18 protein-coding genes and 2 tRNA genes are annotated in these 22,629 nt (G+C 65.5%); 4 read left to right on the top strand and 16 right to left on the bottom strand.

The features are described 5' to 3' along the window. Positions 1-52 precede the first annotated feature (52 nt). The 4 genes from fusA to rpsL all read right to left on the bottom strand — a co-directional run bounded on the left by fusA (position 53) and on the right by rpsL (position 3,393). A complete protein-coding gene (gene fusA, locus DBV35_RS17090; protein WP_108661513.1) occupies positions 53-2,128 on the bottom strand; it encodes an elongation factor G in 2,076 nt (691 codons plus the stop codon). Between the two features lie 26 nt (positions 2,129-2,154). Then, a complete protein-coding gene (rpsG, locus tag DBV35_RS17095) occupies positions 2,155-2,625 on the bottom strand; it encodes a 30S ribosomal protein S7 (protein WP_108661514.1) in 471 nt (156 codons plus the stop codon). A gap of 88 nt (positions 2,626-2,713) precedes the next feature. Next, on the bottom strand, positions 2,714-3,022 hold the full coding sequence (locus DBV35_RS17100; protein ID WP_108661515.1) for a DUF4189 domain-containing protein: 309 nt from the start codon (positions 3,020-3,022) through the stop codon (positions 2,714-2,716). Beyond that, positions 3,022-3,393, bottom strand: a complete 372-nt coding sequence (rpsL, locus tag DBV35_RS17105; protein WP_075219909.1) for a 30S ribosomal protein S12 — start codon at positions 3,391-3,393, stop codon at positions 3,022-3,024. Before rpsL ends, DBV35_RS17100 begins: the two co-directional genes overlap by 1 nt. 454 nt (positions 3,394-3,847) lie before the next feature. Between rpsL and DBV35_RS17110 the strand changes: the two genes are divergently transcribed. From DBV35_RS17110 to DBV35_RS17120, 3 genes are all read left to right on the top strand, one after another. Further along, complete coding sequence (locus DBV35_RS17110; RefSeq protein WP_170134962.1) at positions 3,848-4,804, top strand: phytanoyl-CoA dioxygenase family protein; 957 nt, start codon at positions 3,848-3,850, stop codon at positions 4,802-4,804. Positions 4,805-4,867: 63 nt separating this feature from the next. Then, positions 4,868-5,629, top strand: coding sequence for a sulfotransferase family protein (locus tag DBV35_RS17115; RefSeq protein ID WP_157961813.1), 762 nt, complete (start codon positions 4,868-4,870; stop codon positions 5,627-5,629). 36 nt (positions 5,630-5,665) lie between these two features. After that, entirely contained in the window at positions 5,666-6,295 is a 630-nt protein-coding gene (locus DBV35_RS17120) for a YbjN domain-containing protein (RefSeq protein WP_108661518.1), read from the top strand. Positions 6,296-6,369: 74 nt separating this feature from the next. Here DBV35_RS17120 and rpoC read toward each other — a convergent pair whose 3' ends face one another. The 11 genes from rpoC to DBV35_RS17175 all read right to left on the bottom strand — a co-directional run bounded on the left by rpoC (position 6,370) and on the right by DBV35_RS17175 (position 20,006). After that, positions 6,370-10,584: a DNA-directed RNA polymerase subunit beta' gene (gene rpoC / locus DBV35_RS17125; RefSeq protein WP_108661519.1), complete on the bottom strand. Its 4,215-nt coding sequence runs from the start codon at positions 10,582-10,584 to the stop codon at positions 6,370-6,372. 49 nt (positions 10,585-10,633) lie between these two features. Next, positions 10,634-11,362 (bottom strand): sulfotransferase family protein, encoded by a 729-nt coding sequence (locus tag DBV35_RS17130; protein ID WP_108661520.1) that lies wholly within the window; start codon positions 11,360-11,362, stop codon positions 10,634-10,636. A gap of 7 nt (positions 11,363-11,369) precedes the next feature. After that, positions 11,370-15,512: a DNA-directed RNA polymerase subunit beta gene (gene rpoB, locus DBV35_RS17135; protein WP_108661521.1), complete on the bottom strand. Its 4,143-nt coding sequence runs from the start codon at positions 15,510-15,512 to the stop codon at positions 11,370-11,372. Positions 15,513-15,675: 163 nt separating this feature from the next. Next, a complete protein-coding gene (gene rplL / locus DBV35_RS17140; protein ID WP_108661522.1) occupies positions 15,676-16,068 on the bottom strand; it encodes a 50S ribosomal protein L7/L12 in 393 nt (130 codons plus the stop codon). A 39-nt stretch (positions 16,069-16,107) separates the two neighbouring features. Then, positions 16,108-16,662 (bottom strand): 50S ribosomal protein L10, encoded by a 555-nt coding sequence (gene rplJ / locus DBV35_RS17145; RefSeq protein ID WP_108661523.1) that lies wholly within the window; start codon positions 16,660-16,662, stop codon positions 16,108-16,110. Between the two features lie 546 nt (positions 16,663-17,208). Then, positions 17,209-17,910 (bottom strand): 50S ribosomal protein L1, encoded by a 702-nt coding sequence (gene rplA, locus DBV35_RS17150; protein ID WP_108661524.1) that lies wholly within the window; start codon positions 17,908-17,910, stop codon positions 17,209-17,211. After that, complete coding sequence (gene rplK, locus DBV35_RS17155) at positions 17,910-18,338, bottom strand: 50S ribosomal protein L11 (RefSeq protein ID WP_108661525.1); 429 nt, start codon at positions 18,336-18,338, stop codon at positions 17,910-17,912. The genes rplA and rplK overlap by 1 nt, the downstream gene beginning before the upstream one ends. A 124-nt stretch (positions 18,339-18,462) precedes the next feature. Next, entirely contained in the window at positions 18,463-18,993 is a 531-nt protein-coding gene (gene nusG / locus DBV35_RS17160; protein ID WP_108661526.1) for a transcription termination/antitermination protein NusG, read from the bottom strand. A gap of 46 nt (positions 18,994-19,039) precedes the next feature. Next, positions 19,040-19,225: a preprotein translocase subunit SecE gene (gene secE / locus DBV35_RS17165; RefSeq protein WP_108661527.1), complete on the bottom strand. Its 186-nt coding sequence runs from the start codon at positions 19,223-19,225 to the stop codon at positions 19,040-19,042. Between the two features lie 302 nt (positions 19,226-19,527). After that, positions 19,528-19,603: transfer RNA gene (locus DBV35_RS17170), tRNA-Trp, on the bottom strand. A 329-nt stretch (positions 19,604-19,932) separates the two neighbouring features. Then, a tRNA-Gly gene (locus DBV35_RS17175) sits at positions 19,933-20,006 on the bottom strand. A 62-nt stretch (positions 20,007-20,068) separates the two neighbouring features. On the opposite strand from DBV35_RS17175, the gene DBV35_RS17180 reads away from it, so the two are divergent. Further along, positions 20,069-20,710: a pyridoxamine 5'-phosphate oxidase family protein gene (locus tag DBV35_RS17180; RefSeq protein WP_108661528.1), complete on the top strand. Its 642-nt coding sequence runs from the start codon at positions 20,069-20,071 to the stop codon at positions 20,708-20,710. 30 nt (positions 20,711-20,740) lie between these two features. Here the strand turns inward: DBV35_RS17180 and DBV35_RS17185 are convergent, their stop codons facing one another. Continuing rightward, entirely contained in the window at positions 20,741-22,591 is a 1,851-nt protein-coding gene (locus DBV35_RS17185; RefSeq protein WP_108661529.1) for an ABC transporter ATP-binding protein, read from the bottom strand. Positions 22,592-22,629 lie beyond the last annotated feature (38 nt).

Consider the following 22,629-nt stretch of genomic DNA (forward strand, 5'->3'; position numbering starts at 1 on the left):
GCTGGGGCGGCGGTTAACTCGGCGCCGCCCGGCGGCACCGGGCGGCAAAGGATCAGGCGTACTTGGCCTGAACTTCTTCAGCGACCGCCTGCGGCACTTGCTCGTAGTGGTCGAACTGCATCGTGTACTGCGCGCGCCCCTGGGTCATCGACCGCAGGTTCGACACGTAGCCGAACATGTTGGCCAGCGGCACGAAGGCGTTCACAACGCTCGCGACGCCGCGGGTCTCAGTGCCCTGGATCTGGCCGCGGCGGGAGTTGATGTCCCCCATCACGGTTCCGGCGAACTCGTCGGGCGTCACGACCTCGACCTTCATGATCGGCTCGAGAAGCTTCGGCTTCGCCTTCTGGCACGCCTCACGGAAGGCGGCACGGCCGGCGATTTCGAACGCCAGGACCGAAGAGTCAACATCGTGATAGGCGCCATCGATCAAACGGGCCTTGATATCCACCATCGGGAAGCCCGCGATGGGACCCGACGTGAGTACCGAGGAGATGCCCTTCTCGACGCCGGGGATGTATTCCTTCGGCACGGAGCCGCCGACGATCTCGGAGGCGAACTCGAAGCCGAGCCCGGTCTCGTTCGGCTCGACGACGAGCTTGATGCGCGCGAACTGGCCCGAACCACCCGACTGCTTCTTGTGGGTGTAATCGACTTCGGCCGACTGCGTGATCGTCTCGCGATAGGCGACCTGCGGCTGACCGATGTTCGCCTCGACCTTGAACTCGCGCTTCATGCGATCGACGAGAATGTCGAGGTGAAGCTCGCCCATGCCCGAGATGATCGTCTGGCCCGATTCGGGGTCCGACTTCACGCGGAAAGACGGGTCCTCGGCCGCGAGACGGTTGAGCGCGATGCCCATCTTCTCCTGGTCGGACTTCGTCTTCGGCTCGATCGCGATGTCGATGACCGGATCCGGGAACTCCATGCGCTCCAGGATCACCGGGGCGGACGGGTCGCACAGCGTGTCGCCCGTGGTGGTCTCCTTGAGACCGGCGAGCGCCACGATGTCACCGGCATAGCCGATCTTGATCTCTTCGCGGGAGTTCGAGTGCATCTGCAGCATGCGGCCGACGCGCTCGCGCTTCTCCTTCACCGTGTTCATCAGCGTGGCGCCCTGCTCGAGGACACCCGAATAGATACGGCAGAAGGTGAGCGTGCCCACGAACGGGTCGTTCATCACCTTGAAGGCGAGCATGGCGAGCGGCGCCTCGTCGGACGAACGGCGCTTCACCGGCTCTTCGGTCTTCGCGTCGATGCCCTTGATCGACTCGACGTCCACCGGGGACGGCAGATAGTCGACGACGGCGTCGAGCAGCGGCTGCACGCCCTTGTTCTTGAAGGCGGAGCCCGTGAAGATCGGGGTGAACGCGTTCTCGATCGTGCCCTTGCGGACGAGCGCCTTCAGCGTGTCCTCGTCGGGCTCGTTGCCCTCGAGATACGCTTCCATCGCGCCCTCATCGAGCTCGACGGCGGCCTCGACCAGCTTCTCGCGATATTCGACGGCCTGGTCCTGAAGGTCGGCCGGGATGTCGACATAGTCGAACTTCGCGCCGAGCGACTCGTCCTGCCAGACGATGCCCTTCATCTTCACGAGGTCGACGCAACCCGCGAACTCGTTCTCCGCGCCGATCGGCAGCTGCATGACGAGCGGGTTCGCCCCGAGGCGCTCCTCGATCATCTTGATGCAGCGGAAGAAGTCCGCGCCGGTCTTGTCCATCTTGTTGACGAAGATCATGCGCGGAACGGCGTACTTGTCCGCCTGGCGCCACACGGTCTCGGTCTGGGGCTCAACGCCGGCGTTGGCGTCGAGGAGCGCGATCGCACCGTCGAGCACGCGCAGCGAACGCTCCACCTCGATGGTGAAGTCGACGTGGCCCGGGGTGTCGATGATGTTCAGCCGCTTGTCCTGCCAGAAGCAGGTCGTCGCGGCGGAGGTAATCGTGATGCCCCGCTCCTGCTCCTGCTCCATCCAGTCCATGGTCGCGGCGCCGTCGTGGACTTCGCCGATCTTATGGCTGCGGCCGGTGTAGAAGAGGATGCGCTCGGTGGTCGTGGTCTTCCCGGCATCAATGTGCGCCATGATGCCGAAGTTGCGATAATCTTCGATTTTATGAGTGCGGGACATGATGCTCTCGGAAATTCGTGCTTCGGCTACCAGCGATAATGCGAGAAGGCGCGGTTGGCTTCCGCCATCTTGTGCGTGTCTTCGCGCTTCTTGACCGCGGTGCCGCGGTTGTTTGCGGCGTCCATCAGCTCACCAGAGAGCCGGTCCACCATGGTCTTTTCGTTGCGCTTGCGCGCGGCCGTGATCAGCCAGCGGATCGCAAGAGCCTGACGGCGCTCGGGACGAACCTCGACCGGAACCTGGTAGGTCGCACCACCGACGCGGCGGGAGCGGACCTCGACCTGGGGGGCCACGTTCGACAGGGCGTCGTGGAACATCTGCACCGGATCGGTACGGGACTTCGACTGGCAGATGTCGAGCGCACCGTAGACGATCTTCTCGGCAGCCGACTTCTTCCCGTCATACATGATGGCGTTCATGAACTTCGACAGGATGACATCGCCGTACTTCGGATCCGGCAGAACTTCCCGCTTCTCAGCGCTATGACGTCGTGACATTCGTCTTCAATTCCTCACCGAGGCCAGGGGTCCCGCGCGACCCACGCCCCACCACTCTCTGGTCAATTCGTTTGTCGTCGCCGCGGCGCTAGCCGTCGGGGTTGCAGTCGCTCGTTTCGATCGTGCAGTTCACGCCACCGCTCTGCTTGCACTGCTCGATGGCGCTCCGCTCGGCCTCGGCCAGCGTTGCGCCGGTGCCGTTCCCCTCGCCGCCCTTGGCCGCGTCGATCGCAATCGCCGCGCAGCCTTTGGGAAGCGCCGGAAGCCCGGCATTGGCGCCCTCACCGCCCGACGTCGCGGAGGAAGCCCCCGCGCCAGCGCCGGTCTGAGCCGTCGCCACACCGCCGGCGCCGAGCGCCAGCGGGATCATGAGCGCGATGAGAACGCCGGCGCGCATCACTTCGGACGCTTCGCGCCGTACTTCGAACGGCGCTGCTTGCGGTTCTTGACGCCCTGCGTGTCGAGGACACCGCGCAGGATGTGATAGCGCACACCCGGAAGGTCCTTCACGCGGCCACCACGGATCATGACGACCGAGTGTTCCTGGAGGTTGTGACCCTCACCCGGAATGTAGCCGATCACCTCGTACCCGTTGGTGAGGCGAACCTTGGCCACCTTACGCAACGCGGAGTTCGGCTTCTTCGGCGTCGTCGTGTAGACGCGCGTGCAGACGCCCCGCTTCTGCGGGTTCGCCTCCATCGCCGGAACCTTGTTGCGCTTCACCGGGGCGACGCGCGGCTTGCGGATCAACTGGTTGATCGTCGGCATTACACCTTCCCAAACGCGGCTTTCACCGCACTCGCGGGTCAAAGGACCCAAAATTCCGGGCGTTCAAACCCATACGGACAAGCACGCCGCCACGGCCTCATTCGTAGAAGCCGAGCCAGCGCGAACGTGAGCGGCCCCCTGACACGCAATGGGCCAAACTCGAAACGGGGTGCCGGACAGCGTTTCGCGTGCGCCGCAGGAGCCGCACCGACAGCCTGTCATTCGGTTCGGCTCACATAGAGGGTCGGCCGGGCAGCGTCAAGCCTCTCGCAAGGGCGATTTGCCTTGAAAACGGGCGACGGGGCCCGCCGATTGCCGTACCTATTGGGGCCGTATAGTAAGCCTGCATGGCTCCAGCGACAAGCATATGACAATGAAGACGGCCGACATTCTCCGCCTCTCCCTTGCAGCGCCCGCGGTGTTCACGTCGGAAAAATCGTTCCGAAAGAATCCCGTGATCGGGTCGAAGTCCCTGAATGCGCGGGGATTGCACCGCCAGCGCGTCGCCTGGGCCTACGCGATGTCGCAGCGCCGGCGCCGCGCGCTCGCCGGCCGAATCGATTCGGCCGAGCGCGAATCGATCGACCGGGACGGATTCGCCGTCCGCCCAAACGCCCTTCCCGCCGATCTCCTGCAGCGCGTGCGCGATGAGGTCGCGAGCGTCCCGCGTCCTGCATGGCAGATGCGCCAGGGTCAGGCCGTCAATCGGGTGATGCCCCTCCCCGCAAAGTCCGACGGGTCGGCGATGGCCGCGCTCGCGCGCTATCTCGCGAGGCCCGACATCCGCAATCTTATGGGCTACGCGGCCGGGCGCTCCGGCCACATCGTCGGGATGCTCCAGACGATCGCCGTCGATCCCCCCTCGGGCGATGCCGACCCTCAGGCGAATCTCCACGCCGACACCTTCCACCCGACCGCCAAGCTCTGGCTCTTCCTGCACGATGTCGGCGAGGAGGACGGGCCGTTCGCATACGCCCCCGGCTCCCACATCCTGACGCCTGAGCGGCTGGAGTGGGAGCACCAGCAGGCCCTCTTCGCGACGGCCGGGGACGACCGTCACCACGCCGCCGGCTCCTTCCGCCTCGCCGAGGAGGACCTTCCCTCGCTCGGCTATCATGGCGGCGTGCGGCCGATGCCGGTCGCGGGAAACACCCTCGTCGTCGCCGACACGTACGGCTTCCACCGGCGCTGCCCGAGCCCGCACCGCACGGTGCGCACGTCGCTCTATGGCGTGCTGCGGCGCAATCCGTTCGTGCCGTGGAACGGGGTTGACGCGCTCGATCTCCCGGTCCTGCGCAACCGCGTCATGCGCACGCACCTCCAGATGCAGGACCGCCGGGCGAAGGCCGGCAAGTCGATCGTCTATGAGAATGCCGGAACGATTCTCGCCGAGACGCTCCCCGAGACTTGACGGCGGGCGTCGTCCGGTGGCTTGATCGCTCGCGCAAAGGTTGCGGCGAGCGAAAGGCGGCGGGTGGAACAGGCGCGGACGATCGAGCAGTCTTTTCGCGCGAGCTACGGGCGCTATGCCGCCCGTTACGGCCGGCATCGCCTCAACTATAAGACGAACATCTCGGCGCGCTACCGCTACGTCTATGTGGAGACGGCGAAGGTCGCCTGCTCCAGCATCAAGCAGACGCTGCAGAGCGCCGAGTTCGGCCGCCCGGGCCTGCGCTACGCCCATCCGCAGGACGTCCACCGGCGCGAGCTCTCGCCCCTCCTGCGGCCCGAGCAGTTCGCCGCGGTCGACGTCTTCACCGCGCCGGACTTCTTCCGCTTCTGCTTCGTGCGCAACCCGTTCAGCCGGCTCCTGTCGGCCTATCTCGACAAGATCGCCGGCGGGAAGCCGCAGAAGGCGAAGATCCTCGGCGCACTCGGCCGCCCGGAGGACGATTTCTCCCACCCCGTCCCGTTCGAGACCTTCGTCGCCATCGTCTGCGACCAGGACGACGAGGCGATGGACCTCCATTGGCGTCCCCAGAGCACCGAGACGATGATCGAGGACGTGCGCTACGACTTCATCGGCCGCGCCGAGCGCTTCGAGGCGGACTTCGCGGCGGTGCTGAACCGGGTCGGCATCGACCCCGCCCTCTACGCCTCGCGCCAGGACGCGCATCGAACGGGGGCCGACGAAAAGCTGCGCATGCATTATACCTGTGAGATGGAGCAGCGCGTCGTCAGGCGCTTCGCGCGCGATTTCGCCCTCTTCGGCTACCCGCCCGAGATCGGCGCCTGACCGCAACCCCGCGCTCGAGGCTCATGAGGTGTTTCGATGCACGCCCCGATCCCTTCCCCGCACCGCCGGCGCCTCGCGCGCACCCTCGCCTTCCTCGCCCTCCTGCCCGGCGCGGCGCTCGCGCAGGACGTCATCGACGGGCGTGACCCGGACGCGATCCTCAACATCGCCCGCGGCTACGGCTCCGCCCTCATGGAGACCGACGAGATCGACGATCCGCTGATTCGCGGCCGCATCGAGGGTGTCGCCTATCTCGTCTATTTCTACGGCTGCGTGGACAACAAGGAGTGCCGGGCGATCCAGTTCCGCTCCACCTTCGGGCGCGAGACGACGCTCGAATCGATGAACGCCTGGAACAGGGACCACCGATTCGGTACCGGCTACATCAACAACGAGGGCTATCCGACCCTCGAATATGACGTGAACCTCGATTACGGCGTGACGCCTCGCAACCTCGACGACACGTTCGACTGGTGGCGCGTGACGCTCGGCGAGTTCAAGGAGCACCTGGAGGCCGAGCCGGCGACGGAGGAGATCTCCCCGCTCACCGAGCAGATCGAGGCGGGGCTCCCCGAGAGCGCGCCTGGCAAGCCGACGCCCGAGATCAAGCTCCCGAACTTCCTGCGCGACTTCATCCCCCCGATCGAGGGCGCCAACCCGCAATAGGCCGGGACGCGGCGCCCCAAACGCAAAACGGCCGCCCGAAGGCGGCCGTTTCGTTGTTCACAGGTGCGCTCGGCTTACTCGCCGGGCACCGGGCTCGTGTCGCGCATGTCCGCGATCATCTGGGCGCCCTCGCCAGCACGCTGGGCCTGACGCTCCGCCTCCTCGATGAGGTCGTCGCGCTTGGCGGCGACTTCGCGGATGCGGTTGATCATGCCGCCGGTGCCGGCCGGGATGAGACGGCCAACGATGACGTTCTCCTTCAGACCCTCGAGCTGGTCGGCCTTGCCGGAGACGGCGGCCTCGGTCAGCACGCGGGTGGTCTCCTGGAAGGAGGCCGCGGAGATGAAGGACCGCGTCTGCAGCGAGGCCTTCGTGATGCCGAGAAGGACCGGCTGGCCCGAAGCCGGCTTCTTGCCGTCCTCGAGGAGCACGTCGTTGAGCTCGTCGAGCTCCAGACGGTCGATTTGCTCGTTGACGAGGAGATCGGAGTCGCCCGGATCCGAGATCTCGACCTTCTGCAGCATCTGGCGAACGATCACCTCGATGTGCTTGTCGTTGATGCCGACGCCCTGGAGGCGGTAGACGCCCTGGATCTCGTTGACGAGGTAGGCGGCGAGCGCCTCAACGCCGTGGATCGCCAGGATGTCGTGCGGCGCCGGGTTGCCGTCGAGGATGTAGTCGCCCTTCTCGATCGGGTCGCCGTCCTGCAAGTGAATGTGCTTGCCCTTCGGCACCATGTACTCGATCGGCTCGAGCCCCGAATCCGACGCCGGCTCGATGATGATCCGGCGCTTGTTCTTGAAGTCCTTCCCGAAGCGGACCGTGCCGTCCATCTCCGCGATGATCGCGTTGTCCTTCGGACGACGCGCCTCGAAGAGTTCGGCGACGCGCGGCAGACCACCCGTGATGTCACGCGTCTTCGCGCTTTCCAGCGGAATACGCGCCAGCACGTCACCGGCGTGGACCTTGTTGCCCGTGTCGACCGACAGCACCGTGTCGACCGAGAGGAGATAACGGGCGTCACCGCCGCGCGGCAGCTTCAGGATGCTGCCGTCCGAGCCCTTCACGATCACGGCCGGCCGCAGCGAGGAGCCGCGGGTGTGCGTGCGCCAGTCGGTGACGACGCGCTTGGTGATACCCGTCGCCTCGTCGGCCGCCTCCAGGACGGAGATGCCATCGACGAGATCCTCGAAGTCCACCGTGCCTTCCACCTCGGTGAGGATCGGGCGGGTGTAGGGGTCCCACTCCGCGATGCGCTGGCCGCGGCGGATGGCATCGCCCTCGTCCACGTGCAGCTTCGCACCGTAGGTCAGCTTGTAGCTCGCGCGCTCCGTGCCGTCGGTGTCGATCACCGCGACCTGGACGTTGCGGCCCATGACCATGAGGTTGCCGTCGGAGTCGCGCACCAGGTTGCGGTTCTTGATCGCGATCGTGCCCTCGAACGAGGACTCGATGAACGAGGAGTCCACCACCTGCGCCGTGCCGCCGACGTGGAAGGTACGCATCGTGAGCTGCGTGCCCGGCTCGCCGATCGACTGCGCCGCGATGACGCCGACCGCCTCACCCATGTTGACGGGCGTGCCGCGGGCAAGGTCGCGCCCGTAGCAGGCCGCGCAGACGCCGTTGCGCGTCTCGCAGGTCAGCACCGAGCGGATCTTGATGCTCTGGAGGCGCCCGGCCTCGATCACATCGACATCCTTCTCGTCGAGCAGCTTGCCCTTCGGCGCGATCAGCTCGCCCGTCGACGGGTTGAGCACGTCTTCCGCCGCGGTGCGGCCGAGAACGCGGCTCGCGAGCGTCGCGATGACCTGACCGGCGTCGACGATCGGCTCCATGGTGATGCCGCGGGTCGAGCCGCAATCCACCTCGGAGATGATCGCGTCCTGCGCCACGTCCACGAGACGGCGGGTGAGATAACCCGAGTTCGCGGTCTTGAGCGCGGTGTCGGCAAGGCCCTTACGCGCACCGTGGGTGGAGTTGAAGTACTCCAGAACGGTGAGGCCTTCCTTGAAGTTCGACGTGATCGGGGTCTCGATGATCTCGCCCGAGGGCTTGGCCATGAGGCCGCGCATCGCCGCCAGCTGACGCATCTGGGTCGGCGAACCACGGGCACCCGAGTGGCTCATCATGTAGACCGAGTTCATCTGCTTGGTCCGGCCCGTTTCCGGGTCCTTCTCCACGGCAGAGATCTTCTCCATCATCGCCGCGGCGACACGGTCCGTGCACTTCGCCCAGGCGTCGATGACCTTGTTGTACTTCTCGCCCTGGGTGATGAGGCCTTCGTTGTACTGCTGCTCGTATTCCTTCGCGAGCTCGGCCGTCTCCTCGACGACGCGATACTTCTCCTCGGGGATGACCATGTCGTCCTTGCCGAAAGAGATGCCCGCCTTGAAGGCGTTCGAGAAGCCGAGCGACATCACGCGGTCGCAGAAGATCACCGTCTCCTTCTGACCGGTCGAGCGGTACACCGCGTCGATCATCTTGGAGATGTTCTTCTTCGTCATCAGCTGGTTGCAGATGTCGAAGGGAACCTTGGGCGAACGCGGCAGCAGGTCGCCGATGAGGGCGCGGCCCGGCGTCGTCTCGTGGATCTGCGAGATCGGGTTGCCGTCCTCGTCGACGGTCTTGTAGCGCACGCGCACCTTGGAGTGCACGGTCACCACCTTCGCGTCGAGCGCATGCTGCAGCTCGGCCATCGAGCCGAACGTCATCCCCTCGCCCGGCTCATTCTCCGACAGGATCGAGAGATAATAGAGGCCGAGGACGATGTCCTGCGACGGCACGATGATCGGCTGGCCGTTCGCCGGATGCAGGATGTTGTTCGTCGACATCATCAGGACGCGCGCTTCCAGCTGCGCTTCCAGCGACAGCGGGACGTGCACGGCCATCTGGTCGCCGTCGAAGTCCGCGTTGAAGGCGGTGCAGACCAGCGGGTGAAGCTGGATCGCCTTGCCCTCGATGAGCTTCGGCTCGAACGCCTGGATGCCGAGGCGGTGAAGCGTCGGCGCGCGGTTCAGGAGAACCGGGTGCTCGCGGATCACCTCGTCGAGGATGTCCCAAACCTCGGGCTTCTCCTTCTCGACGAGCTTCTTCGCCTGCTTGACGGTCGACGAGTAGCCCTTCGCGTCGAGGCGCGAATAGATGAACGGCTTGAACAGCTCGAGCGCCATCTTCTTCGGCAGACCGCACTGGTGGAGCTTCAGCTCCGGACCCACCACGATCACCGAACGGCCCGAATAGTCGACGCGCTTGCCGAGGAGGTTCTGGCGGAAGCGGCCCTGCTTGCCCTTCAGCATGTCGCTGAGCGACTTCAGCGGACGCTTGTTGGCGCCCGTGATGACGCGGCCACGACGGCCGTTGTCGAACAGCGCGTCAACCGACTCCTGCAGCATCCGCTTCTCGTTGCGGATGATGATGTCCGGCGCACGCAGCTCGATCAGCCGCTTCAGGCGGTTGTTGCGGTTGATGACGCGGCGATAGAGGTCGTTGAGGTCCGACGTCGCGAAGCGGCCGCCATCGAGCGGGACGAGCGGACGCAGATCCGGCGGGATCACCGGGATCGTCGTCATGACCATCCATTCCGGACGGTTGCCCGACTCCAGGAACCCGTCGACGATCTTCAGCCGCTTGGCGAGCTTCTTCGGCTTCAGCTCGGACGTCGACTCGGCGATCTCCTTGCGCAGCTGCTCGCGTTCCCGCTCGAGGTCGAGCTGGAGGAGAAGCTCACGGATCGCCTCGGCGCCGATCATCGCGGTGAAGGATTCGCCATACTCGTCCTGGAGCGAGAGATACTCGTCCTCGGACAGGAGCTGGCCCTTCTTGATCGACGTCACCATGCCGGGCTCGGTGACGATGTAGGACTCGAAGTAGAGGACGCGCTCGAGGTCCTTCAGCGTCATGTCGAGCAGAAGGCCGATGCGCGAGGGCAGCGACTTCAGGAACCAGATGTGGGCGACCGGGGCGGCAAGCTCGATATGGCCCATCCGCTCGCGCCGGACGCGCGAGAGGGTCACCTCGACGCCGCACTTTTCGCAGATGACGCCCTTGAACTTCATGCGCTTGTACTTGCCGCACAAGCACTCGTAGTCCTTGATCGGGCCGAAGATACGGGCGCAGAACAGACCGTCCCGCTCTGGCTTGAACGTGCGGTAGTTGATCGTCTCCGGCTTCTTGATCTCGCCGAACGACCACGAGCGGATCTTCTCCGGGCTCGCGATCGAGATCCGGATCCGGTCGAAGGTCTGCGTGGGCGCCTGCGTGTTGAACAGGTTCATCACTTCCTGGTTCAAGGCGTCTCTCCTCTTGTCCCCCTGGCTGCCGAATTGTCAGCGAGGGCCGTCAACCAAAAATGCAGTGCTCGGTGACGAGCTTGCGATAGGGTCCGAACTGCGCCTTGAGGGCGACCTCGAACCGGATGGTGTCGTTGCGCGGTGCGGGTTTCGCGCCAACCCGCTGCGCGTGTTGCAGAATGCCGTCAGCGGCGGGAAAGGCCGGGGCGGGATCGAGGCCGAGCGCCGCGTAGAGGGGCGAAATATCCGCCCCCGCCGCGAACAGGCGCTCGTAGCTCACGACCGTCACCTTCATGCCGCTCTCGACCGCCTTTGCCGTGCGCACGACCGAGGCGCTCCAGTCCCGGATCCCCTGCGCGTGGTCACGCCGCCAGTCGTCCCCGTCATTGCGCGCTCGCACCTCGTAGCTCTCGGCCACCGAGAAGGGATTGCGCACGATGGCGATGACCCGCGCGTCCGGGAAGCGCTCGGCCAGGAAGTCGTAGGCGCGATAGATGGGGGGATATTTGTCCCCCACATAGCGCGCGCCGTCGAACTTCTGGTCTGCGTCCGATCCTGCGTATGGGTCACGGGCGCCACTGTGCGTGTCTCCCTCCCGGATCTCGAGAAAGCGCGCCCGGTCGAACAGATCGGGCGTCGCATGGTGCTTGTCCATGGGCCAGTAGTAGCGCTCGTTGCCGAGCAGGATGTCCGGGTGACAGTTGAGAAGGCGCGTGAGCGCCGTCGTGCCGGACCGCGGGCATCCCCCCACGAACAAAATCGTCTTCGGTTGCGACAACCGTGGCTCACTCCGCGGCGTAGAGCTTGCGCGCGTCGATGTCGTTGTTGATCACCAGATCCCGCTCGACGTCCGTCAGCTCCACGTTGAGACCGAGCGACCGGATTTCCTTCACGAGAACGTTGAAGCTCTCCGGGATACCGGCCTCGAACGTGTCGTCGCCGCGGACGATCGATTCGTAGACCTTGGTGCGGCCCGCGACGTCGTCCGACTTCACGGTCAGCATTTCCTGCAGCGTGTAGGCGGCGCCGTAGGCTTCGAGGGCCCACACCTCCATCTCGCCGAAGCGCTGGCCGCCGAACTGCGCCTTGCCGCCCAGCGGCTGCTGGGTGACGAGCGAGTACGGGCCGATCGAACGCGCGTGGATCTTGTCGTCGACCAGGTGGTGCAGCTTCAGCATGTAGATGTAGCCGACCGTCACCGGGCGATCGAACTGCTCGCCGGTCCGACCATCATAGAGGATGGACTGACCCGACCGGTCGAGACCGGCCTTCTCGAGCAACTCCACGATGTCCGGCTCGCGCGCGCCGTCGAACACCGGCGTCGCGATCGGCACACCCTTCGACAGCTGCTGGCCGAGCGCCAGGACCGACTCGTCGTCATACTCCGCGATGGGCTCCGACGTGCCGCCATCATAGATGTCGATCATCGTCGTCTTGAGCTGCGCGGTGTCGCCGCTCTCCTTCGCGAGACGCACGAGCTCGCCGATGCGCTTGCCGAGACCCGCGCACGCCCAGCCAAGGTGCGTCTCGAGGATCTGACCGACGTTCATGCGCGAGGGCACGCCGAGCGGGTTCAGCACGATGTCGACGTGCGTCCCGTCTTCCAGGAACGGCATGTCCTCGATCGGCACGATCTTCGACACGACACCCTTGTTGCCGTGACGGCCGGCCATCTTGTCGCCCGGCTGGATCTTGCGCTTCACCGCCACGAAGACCTTGACCATCTTCATGACGCCCGGCGGCAGCTCGTCGCCGCGCTGCAGCTTCTCGACCTTGTCCATGAAGCGCTCCTCGAAGCGCTTGCGGGCATCGTCATACTGCTCGCGCATGGCCTCGATGTCGGCCTGCAGGCTCTCGTCGGTCAGCGCGAACGTCCACCACTGGCTGCGCGGGGCGTCGTCGAGCACCTCCTTGGTGATCTCCGAATCCTTGCGGAAGCCCTTGGGGCCGGACACGGCGGTCTGGCCGGTCAGCACCTCGCGCAGACGCGCATAGACGTTGCGGTCGAGGATCGCCTGTTCGTCGTCGCGGTCCTTCGCGAGACGCTCGATCTCCTCGCGCTCGATCGCCTGGGCGCGCTCGTCCTTCTCGATGCCGTGGCGGTTGAAGACGCGCACCTCGACGATGGTGCCCGTCACGCCCGGCGGCACGCGAAGCGACGTGTCGCGCACGTCCGACGCCTTCTCGCCGAAGATGGCGCGCAGAAGCTTCTCTTCCGGCGTCATCGGGCTTTCGCCCTTCGGCGTGATCTTGCCGACGAGGATGTCACCCGCCTGCACTTCCGCGCCGATATAGGCGATGCCCGCCTCGTCGAGATTGCGCAGCGCCTCTTCAGAGACGTTCGGGATGTCGCGCGTGATCTCTTCCGGCCCGAGCTTGGTGTCACGGGCGGCGACTTCGAATTCCTCGATGTGGATCGAGGTGAAGACGTCGTCGCGCACGATGCGCTCGGACAGGAGGATCGAGTCCTCGAAGTTGTAGCCGTTCCACGGCATGAACGCGACGAGCACGTTCCGGCCGAGCGCGAGATCGCCGAGCTCGGTGGACGGCCCGTCGGCGATGATCTCGCCCTTCGCGACCTGGTCGCCGACCGACACCAGCGGACGCTGGTTGACGGTCGTGTTCTGGTTCGACCGCTGGAACTTCATCAGCTGGTAGATGTCGACGCCGGACTTGGTCGGGTCGAGATCTTCCGTCGCGCGGATGACGATACGGGTCGCGTCCACCTGGTCGACGACGCCGGTGCGGCGGGCCGCGATCGCGGCGCCCGAGTCACGGGCGACGGTCGCTTCCATGCCGGTGCCGACGAACGGCGCCTCGGCGCGCACCAGCGGCACGGCCTGACGCTGCATGTTCGAGCCCATCAGCGCGCGGTTCGCGTCGTCGTTCTCGAGGAACGGGATGAGCGCGGCCGCGACCGACACGAGCTGCTTCGGCGACACGTCCATGAGGTCGACGCGCTCGGACGGCATCATCGACACGTCACCCTGGTGACGCGCGATGGTGAGCTCGTCGGCGAAGCGGCCGTCGTCCAGAAGCTGCGCGTTCGCCTGGGCGACCGCGTGCTTCGATTCCTCCATCGCCGACAGGTAGACGACGTCGTCCGTCACCTTGCCGTCGACGACCTTGCGGTACGGGGCCTCGATGAAGCCGTACTTGTTCACGCGCGCGAAGGTCGCGAGCGAGTTGATGAGGCCGATATTCGGGCCTTCCGGCGTCTCGATCGGGCAGATGCGGCCATAGTGGGTCGGGTGCACGTCGCGCACCTCGAAGCCGGCGCGCTCGCGGGTCAGACCGCCCGGGCCAAGCGCCGAGAGACGGCGCTTGTGCGTCACCTCGGAGAGCGGGTTCGTCTGGTCCATGAACTGCGAGAGCTGCGAGGAGCCGAAGAACTCACGCACCGCGGCCGCAGCGGGCTTCGCGTTGATGAGGTCCTGCGGCATCACCGTCTCGATCTCGACGGACGACATGCGCTCCTTGATGGCGCGCTCCATGCGCAGGAGACCCAGACGATACTGGTTCTCCATGAGCTCGCCGACCGAACGCACGCGGCGGTTGCCGAGATTGTCGATGTCGTCGATCTCGCCCTTGCCGTCGCGCAAGTCGATCAGCGTCTTGATGACCGCCATGATGTCCTCCTTGCGCAGCGTCCGCTGCGTGTCGGGGGCATCGAGGTCGAGGCGCATGTTCATCTTCACGCGGCCGACGGCGGAGAGGTCGTAGCGCTCCGGGTCGAAGAAGAGCGACTCGAACATCGCCTCGGCGGTCTCGATGGTGGGGGGCTCACCGGGACGCATCACGCGATAGATGTCGAAGAGGGCCTGCTCGCGCGTCTCGTTCTTGTCGGCCGAGAGCGTGTTGCGGATGTAGGCGCCCTTGGTGACGTGGTCGATGTCGAGGACGGTGATCTCGGCAAGGCCGGTATCGAGAAGGCGCTTCAGCATCTTCTCGTCGATCTCTTCGCCGGCCTCGGCGAAGATCTCACCCGTCTCGAAGTTGACGATGTCGTCGCCGAGATAACGGCCATAAAGCTCGTCATCGGTGACGCGCAGCGCCTTCACGCCCTTCTCGGTGAGCTGCTTGACGGTGCGGGCCGTGATCTTGCGGCCCTCCTCGATCACGAGCTCGCCGGTGTCGGCGTCGATGAGGTCGGTGTGGGCCTTCAGACCCTTCATCCGGTCGCCGTCGAACGGCATGCGCCAGCCGTCGCCGTCGCGCGTGTAGGCGATCCGGTCGTAGAAGGTGTGCAGGATCTCTTCCGGCGAGAAGCCGAGCGCCATCATCAGGCTGGTGACGGGAATCTTGCGGCGGCGGTCGATACGCGCGTGCACGATGTCCTTGGCGTCGAACTCGATGTCGAGCCAGGAGCCGCGATAAGGAATGATGCGGCCCGCGAACAGGAGCTTGCCCGAGGAGTGGGTCTTGCCCTTGTCGTGGTCGAAGAACACGCCCGGCGAGCGGTGCATCTGGGAGACGATGACGCGCTCGGTGCCGTTGATGATGAACGTGCCGTTCTCGGTCATGAGCGGCATGTCGCCCATGTAGACGTCTTGTTCCTTGAATTCCTTCGGGCTCTTGGCGCCCGTGTCCTCGTCGACGTCGAAGACGACAAGGCGAAGCTTCACCTTCAGCGGCGCAGCGAACGTGATGTCGCGCTGCCGGCACTCGTCCACGTCGAATTTCGGCGCCTCGAACTCGTAGTCCACGAACTCGAGCATCGCGGTGCCGGCGAAGTCGGAGATCGGGAAAACGGACCGGAAGACGCCTTCCATGCCCTCGTCGCCCCGCCCGCCCTCGGGCTTGTCGACCAAGAGGAACTGATCATAGGATGCCTTCTGCACCTCGATCAGGTTCGGCATCTCCGTGACTTCACGGATCGAGCCAAAAAATTTCCGGACCTGCTTACGACCGCTGAACGCTTGCGTCATATCGTGCTTTTTGCCCCTTCTGCGCGGCTTCCCCGCGCCTTCGCCGCGTCGCCGCCCCCAACGACGCGAAAGGCCGGCGCTCGCATGAGGAGCGCCGGCAGATCATCGGATGGTGGCGCGTGCGCCACCTTGCGGGCCAGAACAGCGGCCCGGCACGGCCCCCTTACTTCAGGGAGACCTTCGCGCCGGCTTCTTCCAGCTGCTTCTTGATCTTCTCGGCCTCGTCCTTCGACGCGGCTTCCTTCACCGTCTTCGGCGCACCTTCGACGAGGTCCTTGGCTTCCTTCAGGCCAAGACCCGTGATGGCACGGACTTCCTTGATGACGTTGATCTTCTTGTCGCCGGCGTTGTCGAGAACGACGTCGAATTCCGTCTTCTCTTCAACCGGAGCAGCGGCTTCAGCACCGCCACCCATGCCCGGCATCGCCATCGCCATGGCGGGAGCGGCCGCCGCAGCGGAGACGCCCCAACCCTCTTCGAGCTTCTTCACGAGCTCGGACACTTCGAGAACCGTCAGCTTCGACAGCTCTTCGTACAGGCTTTCGAGATTGGCCATGTTTCTACTTCTCTTTCAGGTTGTCGGTTCGAGTGGCCGTTAAGCCGCCGCTTCCAGTTTCGCCTTTTGCGCCGCGAAGACGCCGATGAGGTTCTGGGCGGGTGCGTTAAGCTGCGAGGCAAGCTTGTTGCCCGGCGCGTTGAGCACGCGTGCCAGATTGGTCCCCGGCTGCAACATGCAGCCCAGAAGCTTGGAGCGAAGCTCTTCGATCGAGGGCATCTTGGCGAGCGCCTCGACACCCTTCTGATCCATCGCCGACGTGCCGAGGAGGCCGCCGATGATGATGAGCTTCTCGTTCTTCTTGACGTATTCCGTCAGAACCTTCGGAGCCGCGACCGGATCAACCCCATAGGCAATGCCCACGGGACCGGTGAAGAGCGGCGCCACCACGCTTCTGTCGACATTCTCGAGCGCAATCTTGGCGAGCCTGTTCTTGATGACTTTGAACTTCGCACCAGCCTGCTTCATCTGGCGACGCAGTTCAGTCATCTCGGCGACGGTCAGACCCGCATACTGGGTCACGACCACGGAGCCGGAGTTGGCGAACACCTCATCGAGGAAGCTCACCATTTCGCGCTTTGCGGCTCTGTCCACCGTTCTCTCCAAGACAATGGATGGTCACCTTTGCGAGGTCCCATCCGCTCGATTTGCCCGGCCTGGTGGTGAACCAGGACGGACGGCTAAAACCCGTCCCGAAGGCGAACGGTATCCCGTTCCGACCCCCGTCTATGCAGGGCGATTAAGCGATCCCTAAGGATCCCACCTGCAGTCTCGGACAGGCTGCCCCGACACGCCCCCGAAGGGTTGGCCGGAGCGACCCTCGCGAAGCCATGGCCTCACGAAGCACTGACGCGGACCGTGGTCCGCAGAACTCTCTCTAGATCCGGCCCCCGGCCCTCTCGGCACGGTCGGCCCGTTCTCAGCCTGGCGCGGCGCCGGACACCGTCCCCGCAGGGACCGCCGGCCGCGCCTCAGCCCAGAAAAATCTGCGCGAGGCGGATGACGAAGACGGTTGCGGCGGCCACGCACGCGCCCAGCACCATGCGCTGGATGCGGCTCGGTTGTTTCCCGCCTGACGTCATGCGATCTCCAGCTCACGGCAGCACCGCCTCGCCGGAGCGAGACGGTGCGCCTCGTGTCTCAGGCGTCGGCGACCATCGTCGACAGGTCGAGCTTCACGCCCGGGCCCATCGTCGAGCTCATCGCGGCCTTCTTCATATAGGTGCCCTTGGCGCCCGTCGGCTTCGCACGGTTCACCGCGTCCCAGAAGGCGCGGATATTCTCGACGAGCTTCTGGTCGTCGAACGAGACCTTGCCGACGCCGGCGTGCACGATGCCCGCCTTCTCGACGCGGAACTCGACGGCGCCGCCCTTGGCGTCGCGCACGGCCTGCGCCACGTCCGGGGTCACGGTGCCGACCTTCGGGTTCGGCATCAGGCCGCGGGGGCCCAGAACCTTACCGAGACGGCCGACGAGCGGCATCATGTCCGGCGTCGCGATGCAACGCTCGAAGTTGATGTTGCCGGCCTGCACTTCTGCGACGAGCTCCTCGGCGCCGACGATGTCGGCCCCGGCGGCCTTCGCCTCTTCGGCCTTGTCGCCACGGGCGAACACGGCAACCTTCACGTCCTTGCCGGTGCCGTTCGGAAGAACGCACACGCCGCGGACCATCTGGTCGGCATGACGGGGGTCGACGCCGAGATTGATGGCGAGCTCCACGCTCTCGTCGAACTTGGCCGACGCGCGCGATTTGATGAGCTTCACCGCCTCTTCGAGGCCGTACGACTTGTTGCGGTCGAGGCCGTCATAGACAGCCTTCATGCGCTTCGTGATCTTGGCCATTATTCCACGACCTCCAGACCCATGGAGCGGGCGGAGCCCTCAACCATCTTCATCGCCTGCTCGACGCTGTCGGCGTTGAGGTCCTTCATCTTGGCCTCGGCGATTTCCTTCACCTGCGCCTTCGTGACCTTGCCGGCGACTTCTTTGCCAGGCGCCTTGGAGCCCGACTTCAGGCCCGTCGCCTTCTTCAGGAAGAAGGACACCGGCGGCGTCTTGATCTCGAAGGTGAAGGACTTGTCCGTGTAATAGGTGATCACGGTCGGGCACGGCGCGCCCTTTTCCATGTCCTGGGTCTTCGCGTTGAACTCTTTCGTGAACATCACGATGTTCAGACCGCGCTGACCGAGCGCCGGGCCGATCGGCGGCGACGGGGTCGCGACGCCGGCAGGCACCTGCAGCTTGATGTAGCCGGCAACCTTCTTTGCCATTCTTCACTCCTTCGGACCCGAAGGTCCTGCCAAATTCGGGCCCCATGCCCGTTCGCGGTTCAGGATCGCCGGGTTGGCCGCCCGGTTCACCTCCCGCAACTCGTCGGCGCGCGAAACGCGGCGCCTAGATCTTCTCGACTTGCGCGTACTCGAGCTCGACATTGGTGGGCCGGCCGAAAATCGACACCGCCACCTTCACGCGCGCCCGCTCGTCGTCCACTTCCTCGACATAGCCGTTGAACGAGGCGAACGGACCGTCCGACACGCGGACCTGCTCGCCGACCTCGAACGACACGGTCGGGCGCGGACGCTCGACCCCTTCGGTCACCTGGTGCAGGATCCGCTCGGCCTCGCGGTCGGGGATCGGCTGCGGGCGCTGGGTCGCACCCAGGAACCCCGTGACCTTCGGCGTGTTCTTGATGAGATGGAACACCTCGTCGGTCAGCGCACACTTCACCAGGACGTAGCCCGGAAAATAGTTGCGCTCCGTGTCCACGCGGCGGCCGCGGCGAACCTCGGTCACCTTCTCCTTGGGGACGAGAACCGCCTCGAACATGTCGGTCAGGCCGCGCATCTCCGCCTCTTGGACGATGGCGTCGCGCACCTTGTTCTCAAAGTTCGTGTAGGCGTGGACGATGTACCAGCGCTTCTTCATTCGCTCTTGCCTCGATGGTCCGTGGTGCGCAGCCTGGTAGAGTGCTTCAACCAAGAACCAAACCGACCCCGTAGCCGAGGACTTGATCGACCAGGAAGAAGAAGAGCGACGCGAACGCGCACATGATGAACACCATCACGGTGGTGATCATCGTCTCGCGCCGGGTCGGCCAGACCACCTTTTTCGTCTCGGTCCGGACTTCCTGGATGAATTGGAACGGATTCGTCGCCACGAGGACCCCTCTATTCGCCAGACGAGGCGAGATTGTCTCACCAGACGCAGCGAAGCCTTGCGACGCTGTCACAAGGCTCATTCACCACCGATCGTCTGAGCGGCGAGACGCACGACCCCCTTCGGGCGTCTCGTAGATTGGTTAGCTAACAACAGTGGGGGACGGATGCAACCCCCTCGGCGCCTCAAAGGGCTCCAAAATTGAAAAAGTCAAGGGTCGCGCCGACGAACGCGTCGCACTCTCCCTGTGGAGAAGTCGTCACCGGCGGAAAAAGGCTGCTTCGGGCCACCGATGACGGGGAATGGCAGGGGCGGAGGGACTCGAACCCCCGGCCTACGGTTTTGGAGACCGCCGCTCTACCAACTGAGCTACGCCCCTAGGCGGCCTTTGCAATAAGCGGCTTCCCCGCCCACTGCAAGCCTGCTGTCGCCCGATCCGCGATCTTCATGGGGATCGCACGCGAAATTTTCGCCGCACCGCCCTCCCCGAACCCCTCTCCCCCTTCCATTCCCCCGATCGGCGGGGGACAGCCGCCCGCGCCGTCTCGTCCCGGCGCAAAGCCGTCCGGTCCCGGCCCACCAGGGCAGTGTACGGGTGGGGGCCGGACGGTGGCGCGGGATCACCTGCGACGCACCGCAGCGCGCAGAGCCATCAGGACATGGATTTTTGTGAAGGACTGGGGGTGTCGGCGGAACCCGCGCGACGCCTGGAGCGGGTGAAGGGAATCGAACCCTCGTCGTCAGCTTGGAAGGCTGCTGCTCTACCATTGAGCTACACCCGCGTCGGAACCTGAGATAGCCTCCCGGCACGGACGCGTCCAGCGTCGATGAAGGAGAGTTCGTGATGGACGAGATCAATTCGCACCAAATCCACACCGAGGAGGCGCTCCGTGGCCACTTCAAGGAGAAGAGCCCGCTCTCGGTTGCGAAGGCGCATGATCATCTCAACCACCACGACCGCGACTTCATCGCCCGCTCCCCCTTCATCGTCGTCGGCACGCAAGGGGCCGACGGGAAGGCCGATGTGAGCCCGCGCGGCGACCCGCCGGGCTTCGTCCAGGTCCTCGACGACAAGACGATCGCGATCCCCGACCGGCCGGGCAACAACCGGCTCGACACGATGTCGAACCTCATCGCGAACCCGTCCGTCGGTGTGATCTTCATGATTCCGGGCTTCGACGAGACGCTGCGCATCAATGGGCGGGCGCGCATCACCACCGCGCCGGCCCTCCTGGAAGCCATGGCGGTGAAGAGCCGCGCGCCGACGGTCGCGATCGTCGTCGACGTGGACGAGGTGTTCCTCCACTGCGCGAAGGCCTTCCGCCGCTCCAAGCTGTGGGATCCGGCGAGCCGGCAGGACCGGTCCGAGATGCCAGGCCTCGCGACGATGATCCTGGAGGTCGCGAATGGCGCCCCGGTCGACGCGGAGACGGGCGCGAGCGCCGACAAGAAGGTCGAAGAGAACTACGTCGCGACCATGTATTGAGCGAATGCCGGCCGCCGCAGCGGCCGGTCCTTACGCTGCGGCGTCGGTCGCGGTGTCGGCGGCGATGAAGCCCCCCGACTGGCGCGACCAGAGCCGCGCATAGAGCCCGCCGGCCTCGGCCAGCGCGGTGTGGCCGCCCTCCTCCACGATCCGCCCCCGATCCAGCACCACGAGCCGGTCGAGCGAGGCGATCGTCGACAGGCGATGCGCGATCGCGATCACGGTCTTGCCTTCCATCAGCGCGAAGAGGCTCTCCTGGATCGCCGCCTCGACCTCCGAATCCAGCGCGCTCGTCGCCTCGTCGAGCACCAGGATCGGCGCATTCTTCAGGAACACCCGCGCGATCGCGATGCGCTGACGCTGGCCGCCCGAGAGCTTCACGCCGCGCTCGCCCACATGGGCGTCGAACCCGGAGCGTCCGCTCGGATCGGTGAGCGCGTCGATGAATTCGAGCGCGTTCGCCCGCCGCGCCGCCTCGCGGATGTCCGCGTCGGTGGCGTCGGGCCTTCCGTAGGCGATGTTGTCGCGGATCGAGCGATGAAGCAGCGCGGGCTCCTGCGTCACGACGCCGATCGCCTCGCGCAGCGAATCCTGGCTCACCCGCGCGATGTCCTGGCCGTCGATCAGGATGCGCCCGGCCTCCAGATCATGGAGGCGCAGGAGGAGGTTCATCAGCGTCGTCTTGCCCGCGCCGGACGGGCCGACGAGGCCGATCTTCTCACCCGGCCGCACCGTCAGCGCCAGATGGTCGATGACGCCGCGGGCCTTGCCATAGTGGAAGCGGATCCCGTCGAAGACGATCTCGCCCTTCGTCACGTGCAGCCGCCGCGCATCGTCCGCGTCGACCACGGTCGGCTTGCGCGACATCATCGTCTTGCCGTCGGCGATGGTGCCGATCGCCTCGAACAGCATCGTCATCTCCCACATCACCCAGTGCGAGAGGCCCTGGAGGCGCAGGACGAGCGTCACCGACACGGCGAGCGCACCGAGCGAGATCGTGTCGGCCATCCAGAAGCGGATGCCGAGGAAGCCGATCGAGAAGAGGAGCATCGCGTTCAGCGCGTAGTTCGCCACGTTGAACCACGAGATGATCCGCATCTGGCGATGCACGGTGCCGAGGAAGTCGTCCATCGCCTCGCGCGCGTAGTCGCGCTCGCGCTGGGCGTGGGAGAAGAGCTTCACCGTCTGGATGTTGGTGTAGCTGTCGACGACGCGGCCCGTCATCGTGGAGCGGGCGTCGGCCTGCGCCTCGGACGCCCGGCTGAGGCGCGGCACGAAGTGGACCAGCGAGCCGACATAGAGCGCCGCCCAGATGAGCATCGGGATCATGAGGCGCCAGTCCGCCTGCGCCGCGACGACGATCATGCCGGTGAAGTAGGCGACGACATAGGCGAAGATGTCGAACACGCGCATGACCGTGTCGCGCACGGCGAGCGCGGTCTGCATCACCTTCGTCACAATGCGGCCCGCGAACTCGTCCGCGAAGAAGCTCATCGGCTGGCGCAGGAGCTGGCGGTGCGCGAGCCAGCGCACGATCATCGGATAGTTGCCCGAAAGCGTCTGGTGGACGACCGCCGTCTGAATGAGGACGAGCGCCGGCAGGCCGACGAGGATGGCCCCGCCGACGAGCGCCAGCGTCCACCCCTCCTCGGCGAGGAGGGTCGAGCGGTCGCGCGTCGTCAGCCAGTCGACGAGGGTCCCGAAGAAGCCGTAGAGGAAGGCTTCGCCGAGGCCGATCGCGACCGAGCCCAGCGCCATGACGAGGACCCACGGCCACACGTCGCGCGTATAGTGCCAGACGAAGGGCAGGAAGCCTTCGGGCGGTGTTTGGGGTTCGCGGGTGGGATAGGGATCGACCAGCCGCTCAAAACGTCTCAGCATCGTGCTCTCCGTCCCGCCCATATAGGCAACGGGGCGCG

It is taken from the genome of Acuticoccus kandeliae (genome assembly GCF_003073115.1).